The sequence below is a fragment of the Paracoccus jeotgali genome (assembly GCF_002865605.1).
GTDB classification, from domain to species: Bacteria; Pseudomonadota; Alphaproteobacteria; order Rhodobacterales; family Rhodobacteraceae; genus Paracoccus; species Paracoccus jeotgali.
The window spans coordinates 1960468-1987180 of record NZ_CP025583.1; the positions used below are offsets into that span (position 1 = coordinate 1960468).

25 protein-coding genes, 1 pseudogene and 1 riboswitch are annotated in these 26713 nt (G+C 67.2%); of the genes and pseudogenes, 7 read left to right on the forward strand and 19 right to left on the reverse strand.

The window, feature by feature from the left end; genetic code table 11:
• The first annotated feature begins 102 nt into the window (after positions 1-102).
• A complete protein-coding gene (locus CYR75_RS09570) occupies positions 103-930 on the forward strand; it encodes an LOG family protein (protein WP_101499835.1) in 828 nt (275 codons plus the stop codon).
• A gap of 48 nt (positions 931-978) precedes the next feature.
• Here CYR75_RS09570 and CYR75_RS09575 read toward each other — a convergent pair whose 3' ends face one another.
• Genes CYR75_RS09575 through argC form a run of 5 tightly spaced genes read right to left on the reverse strand, consistent with a single transcriptional unit; the run spans position 979 to position 6629 of the window.
• Positions 979-1497: an RNA pyrophosphohydrolase gene (locus CYR75_RS09575; RefSeq protein ID WP_101499836.1), complete on the reverse strand. Its 519-nt coding sequence runs from the start codon at positions 1495-1497 to the stop codon at positions 979-981.
• On the reverse strand, positions 1494-2990 hold the full coding sequence (locus CYR75_RS09580) for a S41 family peptidase (protein WP_101499837.1): 1497 nt from the start codon (positions 2988-2990) through the stop codon (positions 1494-1496). The genes CYR75_RS09575 and CYR75_RS09580 overlap by 4 nt, the downstream gene beginning before the upstream one ends.
• Positions 2987-4192, reverse strand: a complete 1206-nt coding sequence (locus CYR75_RS09585) for a murein hydrolase activator EnvC family protein (RefSeq protein WP_101499838.1) — start codon at positions 4190-4192, stop codon at positions 2987-2989. Before CYR75_RS09585 ends, CYR75_RS09580 begins: the two co-directional genes overlap by 4 nt.
• Positions 4189-5715, reverse strand: a complete 1527-nt coding sequence (gene gpmI, locus CYR75_RS09590; protein WP_101499839.1) for a 2,3-bisphosphoglycerate-independent phosphoglycerate mutase — start codon at positions 5713-5715, stop codon at positions 4189-4191. The genes CYR75_RS09585 and gpmI overlap by 4 nt, the downstream gene beginning before the upstream one ends.
• On the reverse strand, positions 5712-6629 hold the full coding sequence (gene argC / locus CYR75_RS09595; protein WP_101499840.1) for an N-acetyl-gamma-glutamyl-phosphate reductase: 918 nt from the start codon (positions 6627-6629) through the stop codon (positions 5712-5714). Before argC ends, gpmI begins: the two co-directional genes overlap by 4 nt.
• 141 nt (positions 6630-6770) lie before the next feature.
• On the opposite strand from argC, the gene fzlA reads away from it, so the two are divergent.
• Positions 6771-7490 carry an FtsZ-binding protein FzlA gene (gene fzlA / locus CYR75_RS09600; protein WP_101499841.1) on the forward strand — a complete coding sequence of 240 codons (720 nt, stop codon included), beginning with the start codon at positions 6771-6773 and terminating at the stop codon, positions 7488-7490.
• A gap of 11 nt (positions 7491-7501) precedes the next feature.
• Here the strand turns inward: fzlA and aroC are convergent, their stop codons facing one another.
• Positions 7502-8608 carry a chorismate synthase gene (aroC, locus tag CYR75_RS09605; protein WP_101499842.1) on the reverse strand — a complete coding sequence of 369 codons (1107 nt, stop codon included), beginning with the start codon at positions 8606-8608 and terminating at the stop codon, positions 7502-7504.
• 111 nt (positions 8609-8719) lie between these two features.
• A riboswitch (TPP riboswitch) is annotated at positions 8720-8817 on the forward strand.
• Positions 8818-8846: 29 nt separating this feature from the next.
• Between aroC and CYR75_RS09610 the strand changes: the two genes are divergently transcribed.
• Genes CYR75_RS09610 through CYR75_RS09620 form a run of 3 tightly spaced genes read left to right on the forward strand, consistent with a single transcriptional unit; the run spans position 8847 to position 12059 of the window.
• Positions 8847-9824: a thiamine ABC transporter substrate-binding protein gene (locus CYR75_RS09610; protein WP_101499843.1), complete on the forward strand. Its 978-nt coding sequence runs from the start codon at positions 8847-8849 to the stop codon at positions 9822-9824.
• Positions 9800-11362, forward strand: a complete 1563-nt coding sequence (locus tag CYR75_RS09615) for an ABC transporter permease family protein (protein ID WP_101499844.1) — start codon at positions 9800-9802, stop codon at positions 11360-11362. The genes CYR75_RS09610 and CYR75_RS09615 overlap by 25 nt, the downstream gene beginning before the upstream one ends.
• Positions 11349-12059 carry a thiamine ABC transporter ATP-binding protein gene (locus tag CYR75_RS09620; protein WP_101499845.1) on the forward strand — a complete coding sequence of 237 codons (711 nt, stop codon included), beginning with the start codon at positions 11349-11351 and terminating at the stop codon, positions 12057-12059. The genes CYR75_RS09615 and CYR75_RS09620 overlap by 14 nt, the downstream gene beginning before the upstream one ends.
• Here the strand turns inward: CYR75_RS09620 and CYR75_RS09625 are convergent.
• The 4 genes from CYR75_RS09625 to CYR75_RS09640 all read right to left on the reverse strand — a co-directional run bounded on the left by CYR75_RS09625 (position 12056) and on the right by CYR75_RS09640 (position 13857).
• Positions 12056-12397 carry a DUF2794 domain-containing protein gene (locus tag CYR75_RS09625; RefSeq protein ID WP_101499846.1) on the reverse strand — a complete coding sequence of 114 codons (342 nt, stop codon included), beginning with the start codon at positions 12395-12397 and terminating at the stop codon, positions 12056-12058. The two genes, CYR75_RS09620 and CYR75_RS09625, sit on opposite strands and share 4 nt — an antisense overlap.
• Before the next feature lie 81 nt (positions 12398-12478).
• Positions 12479-12757 carry an I78 family peptidase inhibitor gene (locus tag CYR75_RS09630; RefSeq protein WP_101499847.1) on the reverse strand — a complete coding sequence of 93 codons (279 nt, stop codon included), beginning with the start codon at positions 12755-12757 and terminating at the stop codon, positions 12479-12481.
• The gene (locus CYR75_RS09635; protein WP_101499848.1) at positions 12757-13098 is read right to left on the reverse strand and encodes a hypothetical protein; all 342 of its coding nucleotides are present in this window, start codon (positions 13096-13098) and stop codon (positions 12757-12759) included. Before CYR75_RS09635 ends, CYR75_RS09630 begins: the two co-directional genes overlap by 1 nt.
• An 87-nt stretch (positions 13099-13185) precedes the next feature.
• Positions 13186-13857, reverse strand: a complete 672-nt coding sequence (locus tag CYR75_RS09640; RefSeq protein WP_101499849.1) for a TetR/AcrR family transcriptional regulator — start codon at positions 13855-13857, stop codon at positions 13186-13188.
• Between the two features lie 161 nt (positions 13858-14018).
• On the opposite strand from CYR75_RS09640, the gene CYR75_RS09645 reads away from it, so the two are divergent.
• Complete coding sequence (locus tag CYR75_RS09645; RefSeq protein ID WP_225972670.1) at positions 14019-15446, forward strand: Glu/Leu/Phe/Val family dehydrogenase; 1428 nt, start codon at positions 14019-14021, stop codon at positions 15444-15446.
• A gap of 163 nt (positions 15447-15609) precedes the next feature.
• Here CYR75_RS09645 and CYR75_RS09650 read toward each other — a convergent pair whose 3' ends face one another.
• The 9 genes and pseudogenes from CYR75_RS09650 to CYR75_RS09690 all read right to left on the reverse strand — a co-directional run bounded on the left by CYR75_RS09650 (position 15610) and on the right by CYR75_RS09690 (position 25521).
• Positions 15610-16491 carry a PfkB family carbohydrate kinase gene (locus tag CYR75_RS09650; protein ID WP_101499850.1) on the reverse strand — a complete coding sequence of 294 codons (882 nt, stop codon included), beginning with the start codon at positions 16489-16491 and terminating at the stop codon, positions 15610-15612.
• A gap of 102 nt (positions 16492-16593) precedes the next feature.
• Positions 16594-17304: pseudogene (locus CYR75_RS16750) on the reverse strand (cytochrome c1); the annotation flags it as partial.
• Positions 17305-17844: 540 nt separating this feature from the next.
• Positions 17845-19167 carry a cytochrome b gene (gene petB / locus CYR75_RS09660; RefSeq protein WP_101499852.1) on the reverse strand — a complete coding sequence of 441 codons (1323 nt, stop codon included), beginning with the start codon at positions 19165-19167 and terminating at the stop codon, positions 17845-17847.
• Positions 19168-19178: 11 nt separating this feature from the next.
• Positions 19179-19757, reverse strand: coding sequence for a ubiquinol-cytochrome c reductase iron-sulfur subunit (gene petA, locus CYR75_RS09665; RefSeq protein WP_192876650.1), 579 nt, complete (start codon positions 19755-19757; stop codon positions 19179-19181).
• 224 nt (positions 19758-19981) lie between these two features.
• Positions 19982-20779: a purine-nucleoside phosphorylase gene (locus CYR75_RS09670; protein ID WP_101499854.1), complete on the reverse strand. Its 798-nt coding sequence runs from the start codon at positions 20777-20779 to the stop codon at positions 19982-19984.
• Entirely contained in the window at positions 20763-21728 is a 966-nt protein-coding gene (locus CYR75_RS09675) for an ABC transporter permease (protein ID WP_101499855.1), read from the reverse strand. Before CYR75_RS09675 ends, CYR75_RS09670 begins: the two co-directional genes overlap by 17 nt.
• Before the next feature lie 33 nt (positions 21729-21761).
• Positions 21762-22853, reverse strand: a complete 1092-nt coding sequence (locus tag CYR75_RS09680; RefSeq protein WP_101499856.1) for an ABC transporter permease — start codon at positions 22851-22853, stop codon at positions 21762-21764.
• On the reverse strand, positions 22853-24532 hold the full coding sequence (locus CYR75_RS09685) for an ABC transporter ATP-binding protein (RefSeq protein WP_101499857.1): 1680 nt from the start codon (positions 24530-24532) through the stop codon (positions 22853-22855). Before CYR75_RS09685 ends, CYR75_RS09680 begins: the two co-directional genes overlap by 1 nt.
• Positions 24532-25521, reverse strand: a complete 990-nt coding sequence (locus CYR75_RS09690) for a BMP family lipoprotein (RefSeq protein WP_101499858.1) — start codon at positions 25519-25521, stop codon at positions 24532-24534. The genes CYR75_RS09685 and CYR75_RS09690 overlap by 1 nt, the downstream gene beginning before the upstream one ends.
• A 170-nt stretch (positions 25522-25691) precedes the next feature.
• Between CYR75_RS09690 and radC the strand changes: the two genes are divergently transcribed.
• Positions 25692-26501 (forward strand): RadC family protein, encoded by an 810-nt coding sequence (gene radC, locus CYR75_RS09695; protein ID WP_101499859.1) that lies wholly within the window; start codon positions 25692-25694, stop codon positions 26499-26501.
• Positions 26502-26713: the final 212 nt, after the last annotated feature.

Genomic DNA, 26713 nt, shown 5'->3' on the forward strand with positions numbered 1-26713 from the left:
GCTCCTTCGTCGGGTCGCTGAGGGTGGAACTGGCTTGCAAAGGGCTATAAGCGTGGCGCGAGTCCGGCGCAATGCGCGCCCCCGGAATACAAAGGTCCGCCGATGGAAGACGAACCCCGCGCCCACCCCTTTCCCCCCAGCCGCGCGGATGCGATTTCGGCCCAGAAAACGCCCGACACGCCGCAGACCCGCGCGCCCGCCTATCGGCTGGCCTTTGCGGATATGGATTTCCTGCTGCGCGAAGAACTGCGCCCGGTGCGCCTGCAGCTGGAACTGCTGAAGCCGCAGATGGTGATGGACGAACGCGGGATCGAGTCCACCGTGGTCATGTTCGGCGGCGCGCGCATCCCCGCCCCCGACCACAAGACCGAGGCCCGGACCGAGGCGCTGGCCGAGATGTCGCGCTATTACGACGAGGCATACCGCTTTGCCCGCCTGATGACCGAGCGCAGCAGCGCCAGCTATGGCCGCAACTTCGTCATCTGCACCGGCGGCGGCCCCGGCGTGATGGAGGCCGGGAACCGCGGCGCGATGGATGCCGGCGGCCAGTCCATCGGGCTGGGGATCGTGCTGCCGCATGAACAGGCGCCGAACCCCTATGTCACGCCGGACCTGTCCTTCAACTTCCACTATTTCGCCATTCGCAAGATGCATTTCCTGCTGCGCGCGCGGGCGATCACGATCTTTCCCGGCGGCTTCGGGACGCTGGACGAGATGTTCGAGACGCTGACCCTGATCCAGACCGGGCGGATGAAGCGCGTGCCCTTCCTGCTGTTCGGGCGCGAGTTCTGGGACAGCGTCATCAACTGGCGCGCGCTGGCCGATGCCGGCACCATCAGCCCCGAGGATCTGGATCTGCTGCGCTATGTCGAAACCGCCGAGGAAGCGGTCGAGATCATTGACGCCTATGATCCCGACGCCTGCATCTGACCGCTGAACCACGCCGAGCGGGCGGCGTGGCAAGCTCCCGCGCCGCTGTCAGGCCAGCCGGTCGCGCAGCGCAGCAAAGACCTGTTCGTAAACCGTGCGCTTGAACGGTACGATCGAGGCGATCAGCTCGTCCGGCCCCATCCACGCCCATTGGCTGAACTCGGGATGTTGGGTCGCGATGTCGATCTGATCGTCGCGCCCGGTCAGTCGCATCAGGAACCATTTCTGGCGCTGGCCGCCGAATTTCCCCTGCCAGATCTTGCCGAGCAGCTCATCCGGCAGATCGTAATAGATCCAGTCCGGCGTCTCTGCCTCGATCCGGACGGCGTCGGGCGGCAGCCCGGTTTCCTCGCCCAACTCGCGGATCGCGGCCTGCCGTGGCGTCTCGCCCGGATCGATCCCGCCCTGCGGCATCTGCCAGGCCTCGGCGGTGGTGTCGATGCGGCGGCCGGCAAAGATCAGCCCTTGCGGATTGACCAGGACCACGCCGGCGCAGGGCCGATAGGGCAAGCCCTTTGGCCCCAGCCGGTCGGGCGCGGTGTCGCCCGCCGCATCCACCTTGGTCATTGCACCGCGTCCGTTTCCGCCTCGCCGGCCTCGGCGGCGTCGTCCTCGGCCGTGCCGTCATCGGGGACCGACGGCGCGTCGGTCGCGGGTTGGGATTCGATGCCCGAATCCTCGGTGGCGGCGGGTTTGGCGGCCTCGGGGACGGCATCGGCGCGGTATTCCACCGCCGACAGACCTTTCAGGATGTCGATGGCATAGGCCATCTGGTAATCCTCTTCCCGCAGCTTGGCGGTGGCCTCGACCTCGGCCGCTTCCTGTTCAAGCTGGCGCTTTTCCTCTTCCGAATAGCTGTCATTGTTCAGCGCGCCGCGCAGATCGGCCTCGGAACTGGTGAAGCGCGACTTGGTGCGCGGGGCGTTCTCGTCCTCTTCCTCTTCGGGCTTGGGACGGGGTTGGGCCACGATGATGTCGGGATTGATCCCCAGCGCCTGGATCGACCGGCCCGAGGGCGTGTAATACCGCGCCGTGGTCAGCCGCATGGCGCTGTCGGCGGTGACCGGCAACACGGTCTGGACCGAGCCCTTGCCGAAGGATTTCTCGCCCACGACGATGGCGCGGCGGTGATCCTGCAGCGCCCCGGTGACGATTTCCGACGCCGAGGCCGAGCCGCGGTTGATCAGCACCACGATGGGCTTGCCGCCGGCAAGATCGCCGGGCGTCGCGGCCCAGCTTTCGCTGTCCTCGGGCAGACGTCCGCGGGTCGAGACGATCTCGCCCCGGTCGAGGAACGCGTCCGAGACATAGATCGCCTGATCCAGCAGCCCGCCGGGGTTGTTGCGCAGGTCGAGCACGAAGCCGGTGACGTTTTCCAGGCCGCCCAGCTCGTCCACCGCCTTTTTCAGATCGGCTTCCAGCGAGGACATGGTCTCGTCGTTGAAGGTGGCGATGCGCAGGATGACGGCGTGGCCCTCTACCCGGCCCTTCACGGCAGTCAGCTTGATGGTGTCGCGGGTCATGGTCAGGTCGAACGGCTCCTGCTCGCCCTCGCGCAGGATGGTGATGGTGATTTCGGAGCCGACCTCGCCGCGCATCAGATCGACGGACTGATCCAGCGACAGCCCCATCAGCGGCTCACCATTGACATGGGTGATGAAATCGCCGGCCTTGACGCCCGCCTCGGCGGCGGGGGTGTCGTCCATCGGCGTGATGACCTTGACCAGCCCGTCTTCCTGGCTGACCTCGATCCCCAGCCCGCCGAAGCTGCCGCGGGTCTGGGTGCGCATGTCCTCGTAATCCTCGGCAGGCAGGAACGAGGAATGCGGGTCCAGCGATTGCAGCATGCCGTTGATGGCGGCCTCGATCAGCTTCTTGGGGTCGGTTTCCTCGACATACTGGCTGCGGACCTGTTCGAAGACATTTCCGAACATGTCGAGTTGCTCGTAAAGCGCGGTGTTCTTGCTCGAATCCTGCGCCAGCAGGGGCGCCGCAAGCTGCGTGGTCAGCAGCAGGCCGGCCAGCGTTCCGCCGATGCCTGCGATCAGATAGTTCTTCATTGCGTCTCCGCCTGTGTGTCTGCCTGCGCCTGCGCCTGCATCTGGTCGCCGACAATGTGATTGAGCACGAACCACTCCTCGGGGTCCAGCGTTTGCTTGCCCTTCCGCAGTTCGAGATACAGCGTTTCGGTGCGGTCGGCATGGCGCCCGGTGGCCGCGTTGACGACGAAACCGATGCCGAATTCCTGCGCCGGGGGTTCGGTTCCGCCCATCAGGCCCACGGGTTCGCCCGCCGCCAGCACGTCGCCCACCTCGCCAAAGACCTGCGCCAGACCGGCCAGCACCAGCAGGTAATCCCGCGCCGGTTCCAGGATCATCACATTGCCGTAATCGAGCAGCGGCCCGCGATAGCGGATGGTCGCGGCCCATGGCGTGGTGACCAGCGAGGCGGGGGCGGTGGCGATCACCAGCCCCGGCCGCTCGATCCCCGCCGCGTCGGGTTCCAGATAGCCGCGCAGCACCTGTCCCATCACCGGCAGCGGCAGCGACCCCTGCGCGCCTTCGAAATCCGCCAGCGGCGGGCCGACATCGGATTCCATCCCGGCGATGCCCTCGGCAAAGGCATCCAGCGTCGCTGCGGATTTCTGCAGCGCCTGCAATTCCTCGGGGTTTTCGGCAAAGCGCTTGGGCATGGTCGAGCGGTCGGTGACGGCACTGGCCAGCAGCCGGCGGGCTTCCTGCACGCGGCCAAGCCCCTCGGCCAGGGTATTGGCGGCCTCTTGCTGCTGGGCGCGCAGGGAGGCGATCTCGTCCAGCCCCTGCTTCAGCGCGTCCGCCTCGGCGCGCAGGCCGGGGGCGATGCTGGACAGGATCATGCCGGAATGGGCGGTGGCGCGGGGCCCGGCCGGATGCAGCAGCATCAGCGTTTCGGGCGATTGCTGCATGGTCATCATCACGCCGATGATGCCGGCCAGCTCGGCCCGCCTGCCCTCCCACGTCGCGCGCAGTTCCTGCTCGCGGATGCCGGCATGGCGCAGCCCGGCCCGCAGCGAGGCAAGCCCCGTCTCATAGGCGTGGATCATGTCGGTCAGCGCGGTGACCTGATCCTCTTGCGAGAGCGCCGCTTCCAGCCGGTCGGTCGCCGCCCGCAGATCGAGTGCAGCCTGCGCCGCATCCTCGCCCGCCACCTGCGCCGACAGCGTCGCGGGCAGGCCGGCAAGTGCCAGAACGCCGGACAGGATCAGGGAACGCGCCAGCCTCATGCGCGCTCGATCAGGCTGCGGCCGGTCATCTCGGGCGGCAGGTCGAGGCCCATCAGTTCCAGCACCGTCGGCGCCACATCGGCCAGCCGCCCGCCATCGCGCAGCCCCTTGATCGCGCCGCCGCCGGTCACGATCACCGGCACCGGATTGGTGGTGTGGGCGGTGTGCGGGCCGCCGGTCTGGGGGTCGATCATGGTCTCGCAATTGCCGTGATCGGCGACGATCACCGCCGCGCCGCCGGCCTCGTCCAGCGCCTGCAATGCGCGGCCCAGATTGCGGTCCACTGCCTCGCAGGCGCGGATCGCGGCGGGCAGGCTGCCGGTATGGCCGACCATGTCGGGATTGGCGAAGTTCACCACGATCAGGTCATAGCCCTCGCGGATCGCCTTGACGAACCAGTCGCCGACCTCGTCGGCGGCCATTTCGGGCTGCAGATCATAGGTCGCGACCTTGGGGCTGGCCGGCATGTGGCGATCCTCGCCCGGTTCCGGCGCCTCTTTCCCGCCATTGAGGAAAAAGGTCACATGCGGATATTTCTCGGTCTCGGCCAGCCGGAACTGGCGCAGCCCCTTGCGACCGACCCATTCGCCCAGCGTGTTGACGATCTGGCGCTTGGGATAGGCGGCGGCCATGTATTCATTGTGCCGCTGCGAATAATCGACCATCCCCAGCAGCGCCGCCCATTTCGGCCGCGGCCCGGCGTCGAAATCCGAAAAGCCGGGCTGGCCGATGGCGGCCAGGATCTCGCGTGCGCGGTCGGCGCGAAAGTTCAGGCAAAAGAACCCGTCGCCGTCCTGCGCGCCGCCAAAGCCGCCCAGAACGGTCGGCTGGATGAACTCGTCGGTTTCGCCGCGCTGATAGGCGGCCTCGACCGCGTGGGGCGCGTCGGGGGCAGACAGGCCCTTGCCGCCGATCATCGCCTGATAGGCGCGCGCCACCCGGTCCCAGCGATTGTCGCGGTCCATGGCGAAATAGCGCCCGATCACGGTGCCGATCCGCGCGCCTTCGGGCAGGCTGCCCTGCAATTCGGTGATGAAGCCCATGGCCGATTTCGGCGGCACGTCGCGGCCGTCGGTGATGGCGTGGATCACCACCGGCACGCCCTTGTCGGCTACGGCGCGGGCGGTGGCGACGACGTGGTGGATATGGCCGTGAACGCCACCATCCGAGACCACGCCCATCAGATGCGCGGTCCCGCCGCTGCGCTGCAGCTTGGCGACGAACTCGCCCAGCCCGGTGTTCTGGTAGAAGCTGCCGTCTTCAATCGCGAGGTCGATCTGCCCCAGATCCATCGCCACCACCCGGCCCGCGCCGATATTGGTGTGGCCGACCTCGGAATTGCCCATCTGCCCGCGCGGCAGCCCGACATCGGGACCATAGGTGATCAGGGTCGAGCGCGGACATTCCGCGTTCAGCCGGTCCCAGGTCGGGGTCCGGGCGCAATCGGGCGCGCTCTGCTCGGGCCGATCCGAGATGCCCCAGCCGTCGAGGATGCACAGCACGACGGGCTTCTTGCCGCTCACAGCCCGGCCCCCTCGTCGATTCCCAGCATGATGTTGAGGTTCTGCACCGCCGCGCCCGAGGCGCCCTTGCCCAGATTGTCCAGCACCGCGACGACCACCGCGCAGTCCGAGGTGTCGTCGCCATGCACCGAGATTTCCAGCATGTTGGTGCCGTTCAGCGCGGTCGGGTCGATGCGGGCACCGACCTCTTCGGCCTCGCGGATGCGGACGAACTCGGCGCCGGTGTAATGCCGCGACAGCGCCGCATGCAGCGAGGACAGCGACAGCGCGCTGTCCAGATGCAGCGGCAGCGACACCGCCATGCCTTGCGCGAAGTTCCCGACCGAGGGCGCAAAGATCGGTTGCACCGACAGGCCCGACAGGGCCATGATCTCGGGGATGTGCTTGTGGTGCTGGGCCATCGCATACAGGAAATGCGGCGGCGCGGTGCCGGCCTGGTATTCCGCGATCAGCGCATTGCCGCCGCCGGTATAGCCGGACACGGCGTTGATCGCCAGCGGCCGGTCATGGGCCAGCAGCCCCGCCGCCACCAGCGGCCGGATCATCGCGATGGCGCCGGTCGAATAGCAGCCCGGATTGGCCACACGCCGGGCCGAAGCGATGCGCGCCCGCGCGTCGCGGTCCAGTTCGGCAAAGCCGTAAACCCAGTCCGAATCCACCCGATGCGCGGTCGAGGCGTCGATCAGCCGCACCGGCAGATCGGCCGACAGCGCGACCGCCTCTCGGGCGGCATCGTCGGGCAGGCACAGGATCGCGATATCGGCCTGCGCAAAGCAGTCGCGGCGGGCGTCGGCATCCTTTCGCAGGTCATGGGGGATCCGGACCAGCTCGATATCGTCGCGCCCGGCCAGCCGGTCGCGGATCTGAAGCCCGGTGGTCCCGGCCTCGCCGTCGATAAAGACCTTGTGCGTCATCGCACCCCCCTTTCGTCTGCGCCCCTGACATAACGATCCGCCGCCCCGGGGGCAATGCGCGCGACCGCTGCCGGCGGGATACGCGGGCAGATTGTCGCGGACAGTTGAAACGCCCCCGCAGGATCGCGTATCACCGCTGGCATGACCGATCTTTACGCCCATTCCGCCGTTGCGCCGCGCAGCCTGACCGGGCAGCCTTCGCGCCTGTATCACACGCCCCTGTCGCCCTTTTCGCGCAAGGTCCGGCTGGTGCTGGCCGAAAAGCGGATCGAGGTCGAACTGGCCGAGGAACGCTATTGGGAGCAGGGGCCAGAGCTGTTCCGCCGCAACCCCGCCGGCAAGATCCCGGTGCTGCGCCATGACGGGATGCTGTTGGCCGAAAGCCAGGCGATCTGCGAATATCTGGACGAGACCGTGCCCACCCCGCCGCTGATGCCCGCCGATGCCGCTGGCCGCTACGAGGTGCGCCGGCTTTGCGCGTGGTTCGACGACAAGTTCAACGCCGAGGCGACGCGCCCGGTCCTGAACGAGCGGGTGTGGAAAAAGGTGCAAAAGACCGGCTACCCGGATTCGCGCATGGTCAAGGCGGGGCTGGCGGCGATCAAGGCGCATATCGACTATATGCACCGCCTGCTCGAGGAACGGCGCTGGCTGGCGGGGCGCACGCTGACCATCGCCGATTTCGCGGCGGCGGCGCATTTTTCCTGCCTCGATTACATCTCGGACATCGACTGGGACCGCTCGGATCTGGTGCGGCAATGGTATGCGACGATCAAGTCGCGCCCGGCCTTCCGCAGCGTGCTGGCGGATCAGGTGCCGGGCCTGCACCCGGCCCCGCATTACGCGCAACTCGATTTCTGACGGCGCCGGGCCTATCCCCCGATCCGCCCCCGCACCCCGCCGGTCTGCGCGCGGTCCAGCAGCAGGTGATCCAGCACCACGCAGGCGGCCATGGCCTCGGCCACCGGCACCGCGCGGATGCCGACGCAGGGATCGTGGCGGCCCTTGGTGATCAGCTCGATCTCTTGCCCCGCCGCGTCGATGGTGCGCCGTGGGGTCAGGATCGACGAGGTCGGCTTGACCGCGAACCGCACGGTGATGTCCTGCCCGGTCGAGATGCCGCCCAGAATCCCGCCGGCATGGTTCGATAGATATTCCGGCTGACCGTCCGGCCCCATGCGGATTTCATCGGCGTTCTCGACCCCGGTCAGGGCGGCCGCCGCCATCCCCTCACCGATTTCGACGCCCTTGACGGCGTTGATCGACATCATCGCGGCCGCCAGATCGGTGTCGAGCTTGCCATAGACCGGCGCGCCCAGACCGGGCGGGCAGCCGCGGATCAGCACCTCGACCGCCGCGCCGACGCTGTTCTGCGCCTTGCGGATGGCGGACAGATACGCCTCCCACTCTGCCACGGCGCTGGGGTCGGGCAGAAAGAACGGGTTGTCGCGGATCGCGTCGGCATCGAAGGCATCGCGGTTCAGATGCAGCGCGCCCATCTGGACCATATAGCCCAGCACCGTCAGCCCCGGCACCAGGTCGCGCAGCACCGCCTGCGCCACCGCACCGGCCGCGACCCGCGCGGCGGTTTCCCGCGCGCTCGACCGCCCGCCGCCGCGATAATCGCGCAGCCCGTATTTCTGGTGATAGGCGATGTCGGCGTGGCCGGGGCGGAAGGCGCGGGCGATGTCGCCATAATCGCGCGAGCGTTGGTCGGTGTTCTCGATGATCAGCATGATCGGCGTGCCCGTGGTCTGCCCCTCGAACACACCCGAAAGAATCCGCACCCGGTCGGCCTCTTGCCGTTGCGTCGTATGCTTGGAACTGCCGGGGCGGCGGCGGTCCATGAAGGGCTGGATCCAGCCCTCGTCCAGCGCAACGCCCGGCGGGCAGCCATCGACCACCGCGCCCAAAGCCGGGCCGTGGCTCTCGCCCCAGGTGGTGACGCGGAACACATGGCCAAAGCTGTTCAGGCTCATCTCGATCTCCCCTTTGCGGGCGTGGTTAGCGGGCATCCGCCGGACCGGCAAGCGGCAAGCCGGTCGCGGTGCAGAAACGCCCTTGCACCCGCGCCCGCCATGACCGATGCTGTCCCCGCCTCGGGGAGCCATCTGGCTGAGACGCATCATGCGGACCCGTCGAACCTGATCCGGTCAATACCGGCGGAGGGAAGGTATCGCTGACCTTCTTTTCGGTAACAGAATGAAGGAGGAAGCGATGCGCACCACCGTCCTGGCCCTGCTGGCCACGACCGCCCCGGCCCTTGCCGCCGGCCCCGAATTCACCGTCTACGCGCCCGACTATTTCGCCTCGGAATGGGGCCCCGGCCCCAAGATCGAGGCCGGGTTCGAGGCGATCTGCGGCTGCGATTTGCGCTTTGTCACCGGCGACGTCCTGCCGCGCATCCTGCTGGAAGGCGACCGGACCGAGGCCGATGTCGTCATCGGTCTGAACAGCGACACCACCATGCGCGCCCGCGCCTCGGGGCTGTTCGCGCCGCATGGGCAGGACGTGTCCGGGCTGACCATGCCGGTCGAATGGACCGACGACACCTTCCTGCCCTTCAACTGGTCGGAATTCGCCTTTGTCTATGACGACACCCGGCTGGAAAACCCGCCCAACAGCTTTCAGGAACTGCTGGACGCGCCCGACGACCTCAAGCTGGTGATCCAGGACCCGCGCAGTGCGATCTCCGGTCTGGGGCTGCTGCTCTGGGTCAAGTCGGTCTTTGGCGAGGACAGCAAGCAGGCGTGGGAAAAGCTGCGGCCCAAGGTACTGACGGTCACGCCCGGCTGGTCCGAGGCCTACGGTCTGTTCACCGATGGCGAGGCGGACATGGTCCTCAGCTATACCTCGTCGCCCGCCTATCACATCGCGGCCGAGGATGACGCGACCAAACATGCCGCGATCTTCCCCGAGGGCCATTACCTGATGGTCGAGATGGCCGCGCAGTTGAAGGACAGCGATCAGCCGGAACTGGCGCAGGCGTTCATGGACTATATCCTGTCGCATGATTTCCAGTCGATGATCGCCGAGGCGAACTGGTCCTATCCGGCCAAGCTGCCGGCCGAGGAACTGCCAGAGGCCTTCGCCGTCCTGCCGCGCCCGGACAAGACCATCTTCCTGCCCGAAGATCAGGCCGAGGTCCTGCGCAAACCGGCGCTTGAAGAATGGCTGCAGGTCTTCGCCCGCTAGGGATCGGCCGCCGATGGTCGCCCGGCGCATTCGTCGCCGCCGGGCTGCTGGCGCTGATCCTCGGCACACTGGGCACGGTCGCGATCCATGCCGGCGGGCTGACCGCGCTTGGCAGTTGGGACTGGCGCGCGGTGTGGTTCACGCTGTGGCAGGCGGCGCTGTCGGCCACGCTGTCGGCGGCGCTGGCGATCCCGGTCGCGCGCGCGCTGGCGCGGCGGCGGTTCGTCGGGCGCCGGCTGCTGATCACGCTGCTGGGCGCGCCCTTCATCCTGCCGGTGATTGTGGCGGTGACGGGTCTGATCTCGGTCTTCGGGCGCAGCGGGCTGGTCAATGGGCTGCTGGTGCCCTTGGGCTTCGGGCCGGTATCGGTCTATGGCTGGCACGGCGTCATTCTGGCGCATGTCTTCTTCAACCTGCCGCTTTGCGTGCGGATGATCCTGCATGGCTGGCAGGCGATCCCGGCCGAGCGGTTCCGCCTCGCGCAATCGCTCGACTTCGCGCCCGCCGACATTGCGCGCCATCTGGAACGCCCGATGCTGCGCGAGGTTCTGCCGGGCGCCTGGCTGGCGGTGTTCCTGGTCTGCCTGACCAGCTTTGCGGTGGCGCTGGCCCTGGGCGGCGGGCCGCGGGCGACGACGGTGGAACTGGCGATCTATCAGGCGTTCCGGTTCGATTTCGACATGGGCCGGGCGGCGACGCTGGGGCTGGTGCAGGTGGGCTTGTGCGTGCTGGCGCTGCTGCTGGCGGCGGGGGTGGCGGCGCCTGCGGGCTTTGGCGCGGGTCTGGACCGCGCGGCCCCGGCGCTGGCGCCACCGGGCTGGCGGCGCGGCGCCGATCTGGCGGTGATCGCGCTGGCTGCGGCCTTCCTGCTGGTGCCGATTCTGTCGGTGACGCTGGCCGGCGCGCCGCGCATAGCCGAGCTGCCGCCCTCGGTGTGGGAGGCTGCGGGCCGGTCGATCGTGATGGCGCTGATCTCGGCCGTGCTGGCGCTTGCCGTGTCGTTGATGCTGGCGCTGTCGGTGGCCGCTGGCCAGCGATGGACCGAGGCGGCGGGGATGCTGCCGCTGGTCGCCTCGCCGCTGGTGCTGGGGACGGGGCTGTTCCTGCTGCTGCGCGGCTTAGCCTCGGCCACGCAACTCGCGCTGCCGGTGACGGTGGCGATCAACGCGGTCATGGCCCTGCCCTTCGCGCTGCGCATCCTGATCCCGGCCGCCCGCGCCCTGCGGCACGATTACGGGCGGTTGGCGGATTCGCTGGGCATGACCGGCGCGGCGCGGTTGCGGCTGCTGATCCTGCCGCGCCTGTCGCGGCCCCTGGGCTTTGCCGGCGGGCTGTCGGCGGCGCTGGCGATGGGCGATCTGGGGGTCATCACCCTGTTCGCCGACAGCCGCAGCCCGACCCTGCCGCTGATGCTGTACCAGTTGATGAACAGCTATCGCATGGCCGATGCGGCCGCCTGTTCGGTGCTGCTGATGGCGATCAGCTTTGCCCTGTTCTGGGCTTTCGACAGAGGAGGACGGCTGAATGCTGCAGCTTGAGCGGGCCGAAAGCGATCTGGGCGGCTTCCGCCTGCGCGCCGATTTCAGCATCGAGCCGGGCGCGCGGGTCGCCGTGATCGGGCCGTCCGGGTCCGGGAAATCGACGCTGCTGGGCATGATCGCGGGCTTTGTGCCGCTGTCGGCGGGCCGCATCCTGTGGCGCGGGGCCGATCTGTCCCAGCTCGCGCCCGGCGCGCGGCCGGTGTCGATCCTGTTTCAGGACCAGAACCTGTTTCCGCATCTGAGCGTCGGTCAGAATGTGGGTCTGGGCCTGCGCCCGGACCTGCGGCTGAATGCTGGCCAGAAGCGCGCGGTGACGCAGGCGTTGCATCAGGTCGGGCTGGACGGTCTGGCCGACCGCCGGCCCGCGCAACTGTCGGGCGGGCAGCAAAGCCGCGTGGCGCTGGCCCGCGTCGCGCTGCGCGAACAGCCGATCCTGCTGCTGGACGAGGCGTTTTCCGCCCTCGGCCCGGCGCTGAAGGATGAGATGCTGTCCCTGTTGATGGGTATCGCCGATCGCAGCGGCCTGACCGTGCTGATGGTGACGCATGACCCGCAGGATGCCCGCGCCTTTGCCGCGCAGACCGTCGCGGTGATCGACGGGCAGGTCAGCCCGCCCCAGGCCACGGCGGCGCTGCTGGACAGCCCGCCGCCCGCCCTTGCCGAGTATCTGGGCGCAGGCCCGGTGCGCCGCTAGTTGCGGTTCAGCGCGCGCAGCAGCTTGCCGTCGAAGACCCGCAGCACCTGCCCCAGATCGTGACCGCGCCGCAGGATGCGCCCGTCCATGGCGATCACCGCATAGGCCCCCTGCGCATTCCGCAGCCGCGGCCGTTTCTCGACCCGGTAGATCGGCGTCTCTGCCGCGTGGCGAAAGATCGAGAAGATCGCGACGTCGGACAGGAACGCCATCGCGTAATCGCGCCACTCTCCGGCGGCGACCATGCGGCCATAGACGGACAGGATCTGCCCCAGCTCGACCCGGTCGAAGGCGATCCGGTCGGGCTGCGGGGCAAAGGGGCGGGCGGGCGCGGTCATGGCCCGATGGTGGCATCCGCCACGCGCGCAGGCAATCGCAAAAGCTCGCGCCGCAACCTTGGCGCAGCGGGCGCGGCCTGGTTAATAGCAGGCAACCTTGGTCACGCGGTTGGCCGCGTCATATTCGATGTTCAGCCGGTCGGGCCGGTAATCGTCGGTCACCGCCATGTCCGGCCCGATCTGGCGCGGCACCCGCGACAGCGACCGGAAATCCAGCGACCCCAACGGCTTGCCAACCAGAGCTTGCAGGGCCGAGGCCCCGCAGGCATCCGAGGGCGGGGGCACGCCCGGGCCGGTCGCGGCCTCGGGCTCGACACAGGCGGTCAGCGACAGCAGCGCCAGCGCCAGACCCCGCCGCATCACCCGCAATCCACGCCCGAGATCGCGCCGGTGCTGTCCAGCCGGAAGACGATGCGGTTCGGATCATATTCCTGCGGCTCGATCCCGCGATACTCGACCACGCGATAGGTCCGGCTGATGCCGAGCGTCGGGATGACGGTGCCGGGCTGGCCGATCCTGTTGGCATAGGTGCTGGCCTTGCACAGGTCGGGCTTGCGCTCGGTCAGCCCGCTATCGGCGGCGGTGGGCAGCGGCTCGATCCCGGCGGGCTGCACCGGTTCCTGCACCGGCGCGCCAGCCATGCAGCCGGAAAGTGCTGCGATGGCGACCAGCGGGGCGATCAGTCGAAGCGTCGTCGTCATGGGGTGTCTGTCCCTGATGGTTTTCTGATTCTGCTCGGGCACCCTGACGGGCGCTGCGTCAGCTATACTGCAAGCCCCCCGCCGGTGTTAAGCCCTCGCCTTTTGCGGCGGCGCGTCCAGCAGCGCGATGGCGTCGGGCGTGCCATAGGCGCGCAGGAACACCTGCACCGCGTTTTCGACCGTGCGATGGATCAGCCCGTCATCGACATGCATCCGCCCGACCAGCAGGACCTTGTCACGCAACCGCGCCGCGCAGAGCAGGATGAAGCAATCCGCCGCCAGCGTCAGATCGTCCAGATCGTTGCGCAGCATCCCTTCCTGCTGCCAGATCCGGAACTGGCTTTGGAACAGCCGATGCAGCCTGACCGAGGATGATTCGTAGAACGCCTCGCCCAGAACCGGAAAGCGCGGTGCCTCGGCGATGGCCAGACGCAGGGCCCGGTGCCCGGCCTCGGACAGATATTGGCTGGCGATCAGATGGCCGGTGAAGCGCAGCACCTCGTCGATGGGCAGATCGGCGGTGATCAGCCGGTCCAACTCCCAGATGGCGCCGCCCATCATTTCGCGAAACACCGCCTCGAACAGCTGCGCCTTGTCAGGGAAATAGCTATACAGCGTCGCCTTGGACACGGCAGCCTCGCGTGCGATTTCGTCGACGCTGGCGCCGTGATAGCCGTCGCGCAGAAACACGTCGCGCGCACCACGCAACACCTTGTCGACCTTGCGGCCCGTGACAGCGGGCCGATACTCTTTAAACATACAACCGACCCGGAAAAAACAGGTGGCCCCAGCTTAGGCCGAGGCAGGGTCGCCGGGCAAGCACGACCGGCAAGGATAATTAACACGGATAATTAACATTGCATTTCCGCTGTCAGCAATGAAGCTTCGCGGGAAGGACTGCCTCAGCAAAAGGACGCATCATGTCGATGAATCAACCCTCTTTTCGCGACTCGGTCGATCGGATGTTCACCCATGCCGCATCGTTGATGGATCTGCCGCCGGGTCTCGAGGAAAAGATTCGGGTCTGCAACTCGACCTATACGGTGCGGTTCGGGGTGCGGCTGCGCGGGGCGATCCACACCTTCACCGGCTACCGCTCGGTCCATTCCGAACATATGGAGCCGGTCAAGGGCGGCATCCGCTATGCGATGGCGGTCAATCAGGACGAAGTCGAGGCGCTGGCGGCGCTGATGACCTATAAATGCGCGCTGGTCGAGGTGCCCTTTGGTGGGTCCAAAGGCGGGCTGCGGATCAACCCGCGCGACTGGAACGAGGATGAACTGGAACGAATCACCCGGCGCTTCACCTATGAGCTGTCGCGGCGGTCGCTGATCTCGCCCTCGCAGAACGTGCCCGCGCCCGATATGGGCACGGGCGAGCGCGAAATGGCGTGGATGGCCGACGCCTATAAACGGCTGCATCCCGACGACATCAACGCCAAGGCCTGCGTCACCGGCAAGCCAGTGACCATCGGCGGCATCCAGGGCCGGGTCGAGGCGACGGGCCGCGGCATCCAGTACGCGCTGCGCGAATTCTTCCGCCACCCCGAGGCGCTGAAGCGCGCCGGCATCAGCGGCGATCTGTCCGGCAAGCGCGTGGTCGTGCAGGGTCTGGGCAATGTCGGCTATCACGTCGCCAAATTCCTGCAAGAGGAAGACGGCTGCGCCATCGTCACCGTGGTCGAGTATAACGGCACCGTCCACAACCCCGACGGGCTGGATGTCGAGGCGCTGAAAACCCATATCCGCGAGACTGGCGGGGTCGAGAATTTTCCCGGCGCCAGCTTCCGCCCGGCCGGCCTCGAAGGGCTGGAGGATGATTGCGACATCCTGATCCCCGCCGCCGTCGAAAGCGTCATCACCCAGGAAAACGCCCCGCGCATCCGCGCCCGGCTGGTGATCGAGGCGGCAAACGGGCCGACCACCTCGGAAGGCGACCAGATCCTGAAGGATCGCGGCATCGTCGTCATCCCGGACATGTTCGCCAATGCCGGCGGCGTCACCGTGTCCTATTTCGAATGGGTCAAGAACCTGTCCCAGATCAGCCTCGGCCGGCTCGAGCGCCGCCACGAGGAGGCCCGCAACCGCCTGCTGGTGGCCGAGATCGAGCGGCTCTCTGCCGCCTCGGAGGTCAAGTGGAGCCTGTCCGACGGCTTCAAGGAGGCCTATATGCGCGGCGCCGATGAGCTGCAGCTGGTGCGCTCGGGCCTCGATGACACGATGCGCGAAAGCTACATGAAGATGCAGGAGGTCTGGTTCGGCAATGACCGAGTCGACGACCTGCGCACCGCGGCCTTTGTGGTCGCAATCCGTCGGATCGCCAAGGTCTACGGCTCGCTCGGGTTGTAAAGCGTAGCAGGCTGGGGCGGTGACGCGGCGGGCTAGGTCGGTGTCGTCCCCTGCTGCGGCCGTCGAAACTGCGGGTCGTTGGAGAGGTGAGCGCCGGAGCGTCCATCCGCAGCCCTGATCATCGGCTGCCGGTTCGGGCGCCCTATCCACCGCCCGCGCTCTATCAACCGCCCGTCCGCGCCAGGTAGTCGTTGACCTCGCTCGCCTCGGGAATGGCGTCGCCGGCGCCCGGTCGGGTGACCTTGATGGCCGAGGCGGCGGCGGCGTGGCGCAGCGCCTCGGGGATCGGCCGGCCCAGATCGAGACCGGCGGCGAAATAGCCCAGGAAGCAGTCGCCTGCCCCGGTGGTGTCGACCGCGCGCGCCGGAAATGCCTGCTGCGTGAGGGTCTGGCCAGAGGCGAGATCGCGATATTCGGCGCCCTCGGCGCCCTTGGTCACCAGCATGGCCGGCACGGCGATGCCGTCGGGGAATGCCTTGGCCAGTTGCGCGGCCTCGACCGCGTTCAGCGCCAGCAGCGAGACATGGGGCAGGATCTTGCTCACCGCATCGACCGAGAACGGCGCCGAGCTATAGATCACCCGCGCCCCGGCGGCACGCGCAATCCGGGCCGCCTCGACCTGCTGCGAGGTTTCGTTCTGGATCAGCAGCGTGTCGCGCGGGCCGATGGGCGCCAGCGCCTGCGCGACCGCGTCGGGGTCGAGCCGCCGGTTCGCGCCCGGGTGCAGCACGATCGAGTTCTCGCCCTGCCCATCGACCAGGATGATGGCGTGCCCGGTGGTCTGGTGGTGCAGCCGCGCGATCCGGTCGGTTCGGACGCCGTATTCCTGCAGCCGGTCCAGCACCCAATCCTCTCCCAAGGCAGCAATCGCGCCGATATGATGCACGACCGCCCCGGCCCGCGCGGCGGCGACCGACTGGTTGGCGCCCTTGCCGCCAAGGCCCTGCCCATAGCCCTCTGCCGCCAGGGTTTCGCCCGAAGCCGGCAGATGCGGCAGCCGATAGATGTGGTCGACGTTGATCGAACCGAGATTGTAGATCGCCATGAAGCCCCCTTGCGCGATTCGCAGACTGCACCGGCGCAGGTTAAGATACCGCAAAGAAAAACGCGCCCCGGCGGGGGCGCGTTTCTGTTTCGGCGGTCTCGATCACTCGGGGCGGCGATGCTTGATCGGATACCACAGCCGCTTGTTGGTCAGATACAGCAGCGCAGCGAAGATGGTCAGGAAGATGACCGACACGAAGCCGACCTTCTTGCGGGCCATCATGTGCGGCTCGGCCGTCCACATCAGGAAGGCAGAGACGTCCTTGGCCATCTGGTCCATGGTCGCCGGGGTGCCGTCCTCGTATTCGACGAGATCGTCGAACAGGGGCGGCGGCATCGAGATCCAGTTCCCGGGGAAGGTGGTGTTGTGATAGAGCACCGTCCCGGCCTGTTCCTTGTCCTCGCCCGTATAGTGCATCAGCACGGAGTAGATGTATTCCGGGCCGCCGATGCCGTTGAAGAGCTGGCTGATCCCGGTGCCGAGCGGTCCGTGGAAGCCGGCCCGCGCCTTGGCCATCAGCGACAGGTCCGGACCCATGCCCAGGCCTTCGACGGTCGGGAAGTGGTCGGTCAGGATGCGCGCGCGGTCCTCGTCGGTTTCGGGGTCGTAGATGTCGAACTGGGCCGCATAGGCGCGGACCTGATCGACCGGCAGGTTGGGCCCACCCTCATCCGCGAGCGTCCGGAACGCGACCTGCTTAAGGCCGTGGCACGAGGCGCAGACCTCGGTAAAGACCTGCAGGCCACGCTGAAGCTGGAACTGGTCGAAGGTGCCGAACGGGCCTTCGAAGGAAAACGCGATGTCGGTGACATGCGCCTCTTCGACCTCGATCGGCGGCTCCTCGACGACCATCTCGGTTTCGCCAGAGTCGGCGAGACCGGGCTGTTCGAGGCTTTCCAGATCTTCGGCGTCGTCGGTCGCGGCCTCGTCGGCGGCCTCGACCGCTTCGGGCGCGTCCTCGGCTGCCGGTTCTTCAGCGGCGGCGTTGGTTGCCTCTTCAGCGGCCGGTTCCTCGGCGGCTGCTTCCTCGGCGGGGGCTTCGTCTGCCACCGCCTCGGCTTCAGGTTCGGCTTCCGGCTCGACCGCGGCCTCGTCGGCAGCGGCTTCGGCGTCAGCCTCGTCCGCATTGTCCTCGGGCGGGATCACTTCGGACGCAGGCTGGGCGGCCGGCGGCTCTGACGCGACCGGCGCGGTGGCCGGTTCGGTCAGGATCTCGACAGGGCTGCTCTCTGTGGCGGTATCCGTGGGCAGCGGGATCACCACAGCCTCGTCCTGCGCCCATGCGGCGGCACCGAGGCTGAGCGCGGCCACAGCCGTGAGGGTCTTCATTCTCAGGGACATGCTTGCCTCTCCTTACTCGGCAGGATGGGTGGTTGTGCCGTAATGCGCGGCAAAGTCTTCCTCGATGGTCGAGGGCATCGCATCCGGCTTTTCGATCACACCCAGCAGCGGCAGGATGATGAGGAAATAGGCGAACCAATAGGCGGACCCGGCCAGGGCGATATAGGGATAGATCCCCTCGGCGGGCATGGCACCGACCCACATCAGCACCACGAAGTCGATGCAGAGCAGCCAGAACCACCATTTGAACTGCGGCCGGAACCGGCCCGAGCGGACACGCGAGGTATCCAGCCAGGGCACCAGCGCCATGACCACGATCGCACCGAACATCGCGATCACGCCGAAGAACTTGGCGTCGATGATGCCAAAGCTCAGCCACTCGACCGCGATCACCACCCAGACATCGGCGGTGAAGGCGCGCAGGATCGCGTAGAAGGGCAGGAAGTACCATTCCGGAACGATATGGGCGGGGGTCACCAGCGCGTTCGCCTCGACATAGTTGTCGGGGTGGCCGAGATAGTTCGGCATGAAGCCGACCACGGCGAAGAACACGACCAGGATCACCGCCAGGGCGAACAGGTCCTTGATGACGAAATAGGGCCAGAAGGGCAGCGTGTCACGCTCTGCCTCTTCCTTCGAGGTGCGGCGCACTTCGATGCCGGTCGGGTTGTTGTTGCCGGTGGTGTGGAAGGCCCAGATGTGGACGACGACCAGCGCCGCGATCACGAAGGGCAGCAGATAGTGCAGCGAGAAGAAGCGGTTCAGCGTCGCGTTGTCGACGGCCGGTCCGCCCAGCAGCCATTCCTGCAGGCTCGGCCCGATGCCGGGGATGGCGCCGAACAGGCCGGTGATGACGGTGGCGCCCCAGAAGGACATCTGACCCCAGGGCAGCACATAGCCCATGAAGGCGGTGGCCATCATGCAGATATAGATCAGCATGCCGACGATCCACGTCACTTCGCGCGGGGCCTTGTAGCTGCCATAGAACAGGCCGCGGAACATGTGGATATAGACGGCCAGGAAGAACAGCGAGGCGCCGTTCGAATGCAGGTAACGCAGCAGGTGGCCGCCATTCACGTCGCGCATGATATGCTCGACACTGCGGAAGGCCATGTCCACATGCGGCGTGTAGTGCATCGCCAGCACGATGCCGGTGGCGATCTGCAGCACCAGGCAGAAGGCCAGCACGATGCCCCAGATCCACCACCAGTTCAGGTTGCGGGGGGTCGGGATCATCAGCGTGTCGTAAAGCAGCCCGACGATGGGCAGCCGGCGATGCAGCCAGCGCTCGGCGCCGGTCGTGGGTTCGTAGTGGTCGTGCGGAATACCGGACATGCTTAACCTCCTTAGCCGAGCTTCAGGGTCGACTCGTCGACAAAGGACGCCACGGGGATGTCCATGTTGCGCGGGGCCGGGCCACGGCGGATGCGGCCGGCGGTATCGTAATGGCTGCCGTGGCAGGGGCAGAACCAGCCGCCGTAATCGCCGGCGCCGTCGCCGATCGGCACGCAGCCCAGATGGGTGCAGACGCCGATCTGGACCAGCCATTCGCCGGTGTTGGTGCCGTCCGGCCCGGCGAGCGAGCGGTTTTCGTCGGTCGCGGGTGCGCCCGGGTCGATATTGGGGTTCTGGGCCAGCGGGTCGATCAGCGCGGCGTCGTTATCGGCGCGACCGGCCTCGATCTCGGCCTCGGTCCGGCGGCGGATGAAGACCGGCTTGCCCAGCCATTTCACCGTCAGCTGCGTGCCTTCGTCGATGCCGCTGACATCGACCATGATCGAGGACAACGCCTGAACATCGGCCGAGGGGTTCATCTGGTTGATCAGGGTCCATCCGGCAGCGCCGGTTGCGACGGCCCCTGCCCCCGCGGTGGCGTAATAGAGGAAATCCCTCCGCGTGCCTTCGTGTTCTTCTGCGTTGGTCACGGCTTCTCTCCGGTTCAGGCCCGCCGTCGCGGACCGGCTATGATAGATAGGGGCGCTGAATCGCCGCCCGTGCAGGGGCATCTCTAGCGATCAATTCCGCGCCAGTCCAGCGGCCCGGCGCGGTTGAAAGGGGCCAAATAGCCGCAGGTGTGGCCTTTGCGCCCCGGCCGCTTTGCATGGCTGGCGCCATCGGGACGGGCGTGACGGCGTGGCATCCACAGCGTTCATTGGTGTAGAAAGCGGCGCAACACCCGCTCCAGCTTGGCGGCGCCGATGGGGGCCATCTGCTTGGTGTGTTCGTGGCTGATCGATTCATCCGACAGGCCTGCGCCCATATTGGTGATGACCGAGACCGCCGCGCAGCGCAGCCCCAGAAACCGGCCGAGAATGATCTCGGGCACGGTGGACATGCCGACCGCGTCCATGCCCAGCACGCGGGCGGCGCGAATCTCGGCCGGGGTCTCGAAGCTGGGGCCAGAGAACCAGCCATAGACGCCCTCGGGCAGATCGACCCCCTCGGCCTGGGCTGCCGCCTTCAGGCCCGTCCGCAGCTCGGCGTCATGGGCGTCAGTCATGGGCACGAACCGCGCGTCCGACCCCTCGCCGATCAGCGGGTTGGTGCCGGCGAAGGCGATATGGTCGGACAGCAGCATCAGATCGCCGGGCGCCAGATCGCGGTTCACCGCCCCCGCCGCGTTGGTCAGCAGCAGCTTCTCGGTGCCCATCTCGGCCAAGACCTGCAGGGGCAGCCGCATCGCATCGGCCCGCCCGGATTCGTAGTAATGCGCCCGCCCGCCGAAGACCGCGACGCGCACGCCTTCCAGCGTGCCGATGACCAGATGCGGGTTGTGGCCCGACACGCCGGCATGGGGAAAGCCCGGCAGATCGGCATAGGGGATTGCGACCCCGTCCACCGCCTGCGCCAGATGCCCCAGACCCGATCCGAGGATCAGCCCGATCTCGGGCACCTCGTCGCCCGCGCGGTCACGGATCAGGCGGACAAGATCAGCGCTCTTTGACATAGGGTTCTCCGCCCGCGCGGGGCGGGATGGCGCGGCCGACAAAGCCGGCGAGGATGATGACGGTCAGGATATAGGGCAGCGCGTTCATGAACATCGAGGGGATGGCGATGACGCCCAGATCCAGGCTTTGATAGCGGTTGGCGATGGCCTCCAGCAGGCCGAACAGGAAGGTCGCGAACAGCGCGTTCCACGGCCGCCACTTGGCGAAGATCAGCGCCGCCAGCGCGATGAAGCCGCGCCCGGCGGTCATTTCCTTGACGAATCCCGCCGACAGGCCCGTCGCCAGATAGGCCCCGGCCAGACCGCACAGCACGCCGCAGATGATGATCGCCTGATAGCGCAGTCCGGTGACCGACACCCCGGCCGTATCGACCGAGGCCGGGTTCTCGCCCACCGCCCGCAGCCGCAGCCCGAAGCGGGTGCGAAACAGCAGCCACCAGGTCAGGGGCACGCAGAGAAACGCCACATAGACGAGGATCGTGTGGCCCGAGATCAGCTCGTAATAGATCGGGCCCAAAATCGGCACATCGCGCAGCGCGGCGGCGAAGGGCAGCTCGATTTCGGCAAAGCGGGCGGCGCCGGACAGGCTGGGGGTGCGGCCGCCCAAGCTGAACAGCTTTTGCCCGACCAGCACCGTCAGCCCCGAAGCGAGGAAGTTGATCGCGACACCCGATATCAGTTGATTGCCGCGAAAGGTGATCGAGGTCACGCCATGGACCAGCGACAGCGCCATCGATCCGCCGATCCCGGCCAGCAAGCCCAGCCAGACCGAGCCGGTCAGCGCCGCCACCGACGCCGCCGAAAACGCCGCCATCAGCATCTTGCCCTCGAGCCCGATGTCGAAAACGCCCGAGCGTTCGGAATATAGCCCGGCAAGGCAGGCCAGCAGCAGCGGCGTCATCAGCCGCACCGAGGAATCGAGGATCGCGAGAATGGTGTTGAAGTCCATGTCAGACCCCGCCCCTGTCGGTCAGCGCGCCGGTCATGTCTTGCGCCTTTGCGACATGAAAAACGCCTCGAGCGGGATGCGCACCATGTTGTCCAGCGCGCCGGTGAACAGGATCACCAGCGCCTGAATAACCACGATCAGCTCGCGCGGGATAGTGGTCCACAGCGCCAACTCGCCCCCGCCCTGATAGAGAAAGCCGAAAAGCAGCGCCGCCAGTAGCACGCCGAAAGGGTGGTTGCGGCCCATCAGCGCGACGGCGATGCCGATGAAGCCCGCGCCCTCGACATTGTTCAGGATCAGCCGCTCGGCCTCGCCCATGACGTTGTTGATCGCCATCATCCCCGCCAGCCCGCCAGAGATCAGCATCGCCACGATGATGATTCGCACCGGCGAGATGCCTGCATAACGTGCCGCACTCTCGGATTTGCCGAAGGCCCGGATCTCATAGCCCAGCCGCGTGCGCCAGATCAGCAGCCAGACGCCCAGACAGGCCAGCAGCGCGATGACGAAGGTGACATTGGCAGGCGTGTGCCGGCCCCAGGCGATGCCGAACAGCGCGAAAATCTCGGTCAGCTTGGGCAGATGGGTGGCGGCCGGGAATGTGGCCGAGGCCGGGTCCATGCTGCCGATCGGGCGCAGCTTGACCACCAGCACCCAGTTCAGCAGCGCCGCGGCGATGAAGTTGAACATGATCGTGGTGATGACGACATGGCTGCCTCGCTTGGCCTGCAGCAGCGCCGGAATAAAGGCCCATGCCGCGCCGAACAGCGCACCGCCCGCCATCGCCGCCAGCAGCGCCAGCGTCCAATGCGGCCAAGGGATGAACAGGCACATCAGCGCCACCCCAAGGCCGCCCAGCGCCGCCTGCCCCTCGCCGCCGATATTGAACATCGCGGCGTGATAGGCGACGGCGACGGCCAAGCCGGTAAAGATGAAATTCGTCGTGTAATACAGCGTGAAGCCCCAGCCATAGCTGGACCCCAGCGCGCCGTTGACCATGATCTTCAGCGCCGCCCAGGGGCTTTCGCCGATGGCGAGGATCACCAGCGCCGAGATCGCGAAGGCCAGCGCCAGCGAGATCAGCGGCGTCAGGATCACATCGGCCCATTTCGGCATCCTGTCCATCAGCCCATCCCCTCGGGTTTGACCAGCCGGTCCTCGCTGCGGTCGGCGGGCTGGATCTGGGCGGGCGGGATGCCGGCCTCGGCGGGCTGGGTCGGGTCGGTGACGCCGGCCATCAGCAGCCCCAGCTCTCCCGCCGTGACGGTGGCAGGGTCGCGTTCGCCCATGATCATGCCGTCGAACATCACCAGAATCCGGTCCGACAGCGCCATGATCTCGTCCAGCTCGACGCTGACCAGCAGCACCGCCTTGCCCGCGTCGCGCAGCTCGACGATGCGCTTGTGAATGAACTCGATGGCGCCGATATCGACGCCGCGGGTGGGCTGGCCGATCAGCAGCAGGTCGGGATTGCGCTCAACCTCGCGCGCGACGACGATCTTCTGCTGGTTGCCGCCCGAGAAGTTCCGCGCCGCAAGATCCGGGTCGGGCGGGCGGACGTCGAACCGGCTGATCTTGCCCTCGGCATCGGCGCGGATCGCGGCGCGGTCCATGAACGGCCCGCTACGGTATTCCGGCGCGGTGTGATAGCCGAAGGCGATGTTTTCCCAGGCCGTGAAGTCCATGATCAGCCCTTCATCCTGCCGATCCTCGGGGACATGACCGATCCCCCGCGCCCGCCGCGTCGCCGCGTCCGAGTGCCGCCCGCTGAGGTCCAGCATCTGGCCGTTCACCCGCACCTCGCCGGTGATCTTGGCGCCGGGTTCGGGAAATCCGCCCAGCAGTTCAAGCAGTTGCGTCTGACCATTACCGCTGACCCCGGCGATGCCCACGATCTCACCCGCGCGGATGTCGAAGCTGATCCCGCGCAGCCGCTCGACCCGGTCCTCGTCCCGCATCCGCAGGTCGCGCACCGACAGAACGGTCGGACCCGGCGCGGCGGGGGTCTTGTCCACCTGCAGCAGCACCTTGCGCCCGACCATCAGCTCGGCCAGTTCCTCGGGGCTGGTGTCGGCGGTGGCGACCGAGGCGACCATCTGGCCGCGCCGCATCACGCTGACGGTGTCGGTGATCTCCATGATCTCGCGCAGCTTGTGGGTGATCAGGATGATCGTCTTGCCTTCGTCACGCAAGCCGTTGAGGATACGGAACAAATGATCCGCCTCGGCCGGGGTCAGCACGCCCGTCGGCTCGTCCAGGATCAGGATATCGGCCTGCCGATACAACGCCTTGAGGATCTCGACCCGCTGCTGATGGCCGACCGACAGCTCGTCAATGGTCGCGTCGGGATCGACGTTCAGCTCGTATTCCTGCGCCAGCTCGCGCAACCGCCCCCGCGCACGCGCCAGCGAGGGGCGCAGCATCGGCCCGTCCTCGGCCCCAAGGATGATGTTTTCCAGCACGGTGAAGTTCCGCACCAGCTTGAAATGCTGAAACACCATGCCGATGCCGGACCGGATCGCGGTCATCGAATCGGTGATCTGGACCGGCTTGCCGCCGATCCAGATTTCCCCGCTGTCGGGTTTGTAGAATCCGTAAAGGATCGACATCAGCGTGGATTTGCCCGCGCCGTTCTCGCCGATGATGCCGTGGATGGTGCCCCGCTCGACCCGCAGGTCGATGTCGCGATTGGCCTGAACCGGGCCGAACGCCTTGGAGATCCCGCGCAATTCGATCGCCGGAACATCGCCAGCGGAACGAGGGGCCGCGTCCGGCCCCCCGCGCTTTTGCGCCTTTTCAGGCATCAATCGACCGGGCAGGTGTTGTCGGTCATGTAGTCATGCACCTCGATCTCGCCCGAGATGATCTTGGCCTTCGCCTCTTCGACCGCCTGCGTCATCTCCGGCGTGACCAGCGGCGCGTTGTTGTCGTCCATCGCGAGGATCACCCCGTCCGAGCGGACGTCCCAGACCTTGGTCCCGGGCTCGACATTCTCGCCGACGGTGAAGGCGTCGAACACCGCATTGTCAACGCGCTTGACGACCGAGGTCAGCACCTTGCCGGGATGTAGGTGGTTCTGGTTGCTGTCGACGCCGATGGACAGGATGTCCATGTCGGCGGCTGCCTGCAGCACCCCGATCCCGGTCCCGCCCGCGGCGGCATAGATCACGTCCGCACCCTGCGATTGCTGGGCCTTGGCCAGCTCGCCGCCCTTGACCGGGTCGTTCCAGGCGGCGGGCGTCGTGCCGGTATAGTTGACGATCACCTTGCCGTCGGGCCGCGCGGCCAGAAAGCCCTGCCGATAGCCGCATTCGAACTTGTGGATCAGCGGCACGTCCATGCCACCGATAAAGCCCACGGTCCCGCTTTCCGACGCCTGCGCGGCCATGACGCCGGCCAGATAAGAGCCCTCGCCCTCGTTGAAGACGTTGGACTGCACATTGGGCTGATCCACCGCCATGTCGATCAGCACGAATTTCGTGTCGGGATAGTCGGGCGCGACGGTGTTCAGCACCTCGCCAAAGGCGAAGCCGGTCATCACGATGGGGTTGGCGCCGGTTTCGGCCAGCCGGCGCAGCGCCTGCTCTCGCTGCGCTTCCGACTGCATTTCCAGTTCCTTGTAAGAGCCGCCGGTTTCCTCTTTCCAGCGCTGCGCGCCGGTATGGGCGGCCTCGTTGAAGGATTTGTCGAACTTGCCGCCCAGATCGAAAATCAGCGCGGGTTCGGCCGCGGCGGCACCGGCCAGCAGGCCAAGCGCGGTGGCCGAGGCCATAAGGGCTTTCATCGGGGTCATGGCAACCTCTTGTTTCAAGCGGGCGATTCTGCCCAAGGATGGGGTTGATTGTAGGGCGCAAGCCGGGCCATGGGTCAAGGCGATTCCGCTGCGACGTGGCGATGGCTGCCGGGGCGGGTCCGCAGCCGCGTTAACGGATTTTTCATCCGCCCTGTGCCAGCCTGCAGGGCATGAGTGCGAATCGATCCTTTCAGGAAGCCCCGCTGCCGCTGTTCAACCCCGACAGTGACGAGGCCGTGTGGCTGCCGGCTGGCGCTGATACAGGTGAGCCATCCGACCCGTCCACGCGGCGCGGATCACCGGCCGCGCCGTCCTATCTTGCCGATCACCGGGCGCGGTTGCGCGACCGCTTCATGTCCGGCGGGGCAGGCGCGATGCCGGATTACGAACTGCTGGAGCTGGTGCTGTTCCGCGCCATCCCCCGTCAGGACGTCAAACCGCTCGCGCGGCGCCTGATCGACAGCTTCGGCGATTTCTCGCGCGTTCTGGCCGCCGCGCCCGCCCGGCTGCGAGAGATCGAGGGCGTGGGTCCGGCCGTGGTAACCGAATTGAAGGTCGTCGCCGCCGCCGCGCAACGCATGGCGCGGGCCCGGATCATGCAGCGCCCGGCGCTTTCGGGCTGGGACGCGCTGCTCGACTACTGCCACACCGCGATGGGCCATGAGGGGACCGAGGAGTTCCGCGTCCTGTTTCTCGACCGCAAGAACATCCTGATCGCGGACGAGGCGCAGGGACGAGGCACGGTCGATCACGTCCCGGTCTACCCGCGCGAGATCCTGCGCCGCGCGCTGGAACTAGGCGCCTCGGCGCTGATCCTGGTCCACAACCACCCCTCGGGCGACCCGACTCCCTCGCAGGCCGACATCACCATGACCCAGCGCATCCAGATCGGCGCCGAGGTCATGGGCATCACCATCCACGACCACCTGATCATCGGCGCCGGGCGAGAGGTGAGCTTCCGTAGGGATGGGCTGCTGTAGCGCGCTAAGACACAAGCCTCGCAGCACGTGCCCGAGTGCCGCGATCACAAGGTGGATTGCGTGGAAACGGACTTGGCCCGCACATGATCAGATGGCACATGACCCAGCGGCGCGAAAAGGGGGGACGCGGATCTCAGGGGCGACCCGAACGGGGTGGGCAGGGGGATCGGGCGGTGTGGGAAGGCGAGTACGCATAGACTGCCGGTCTAGGA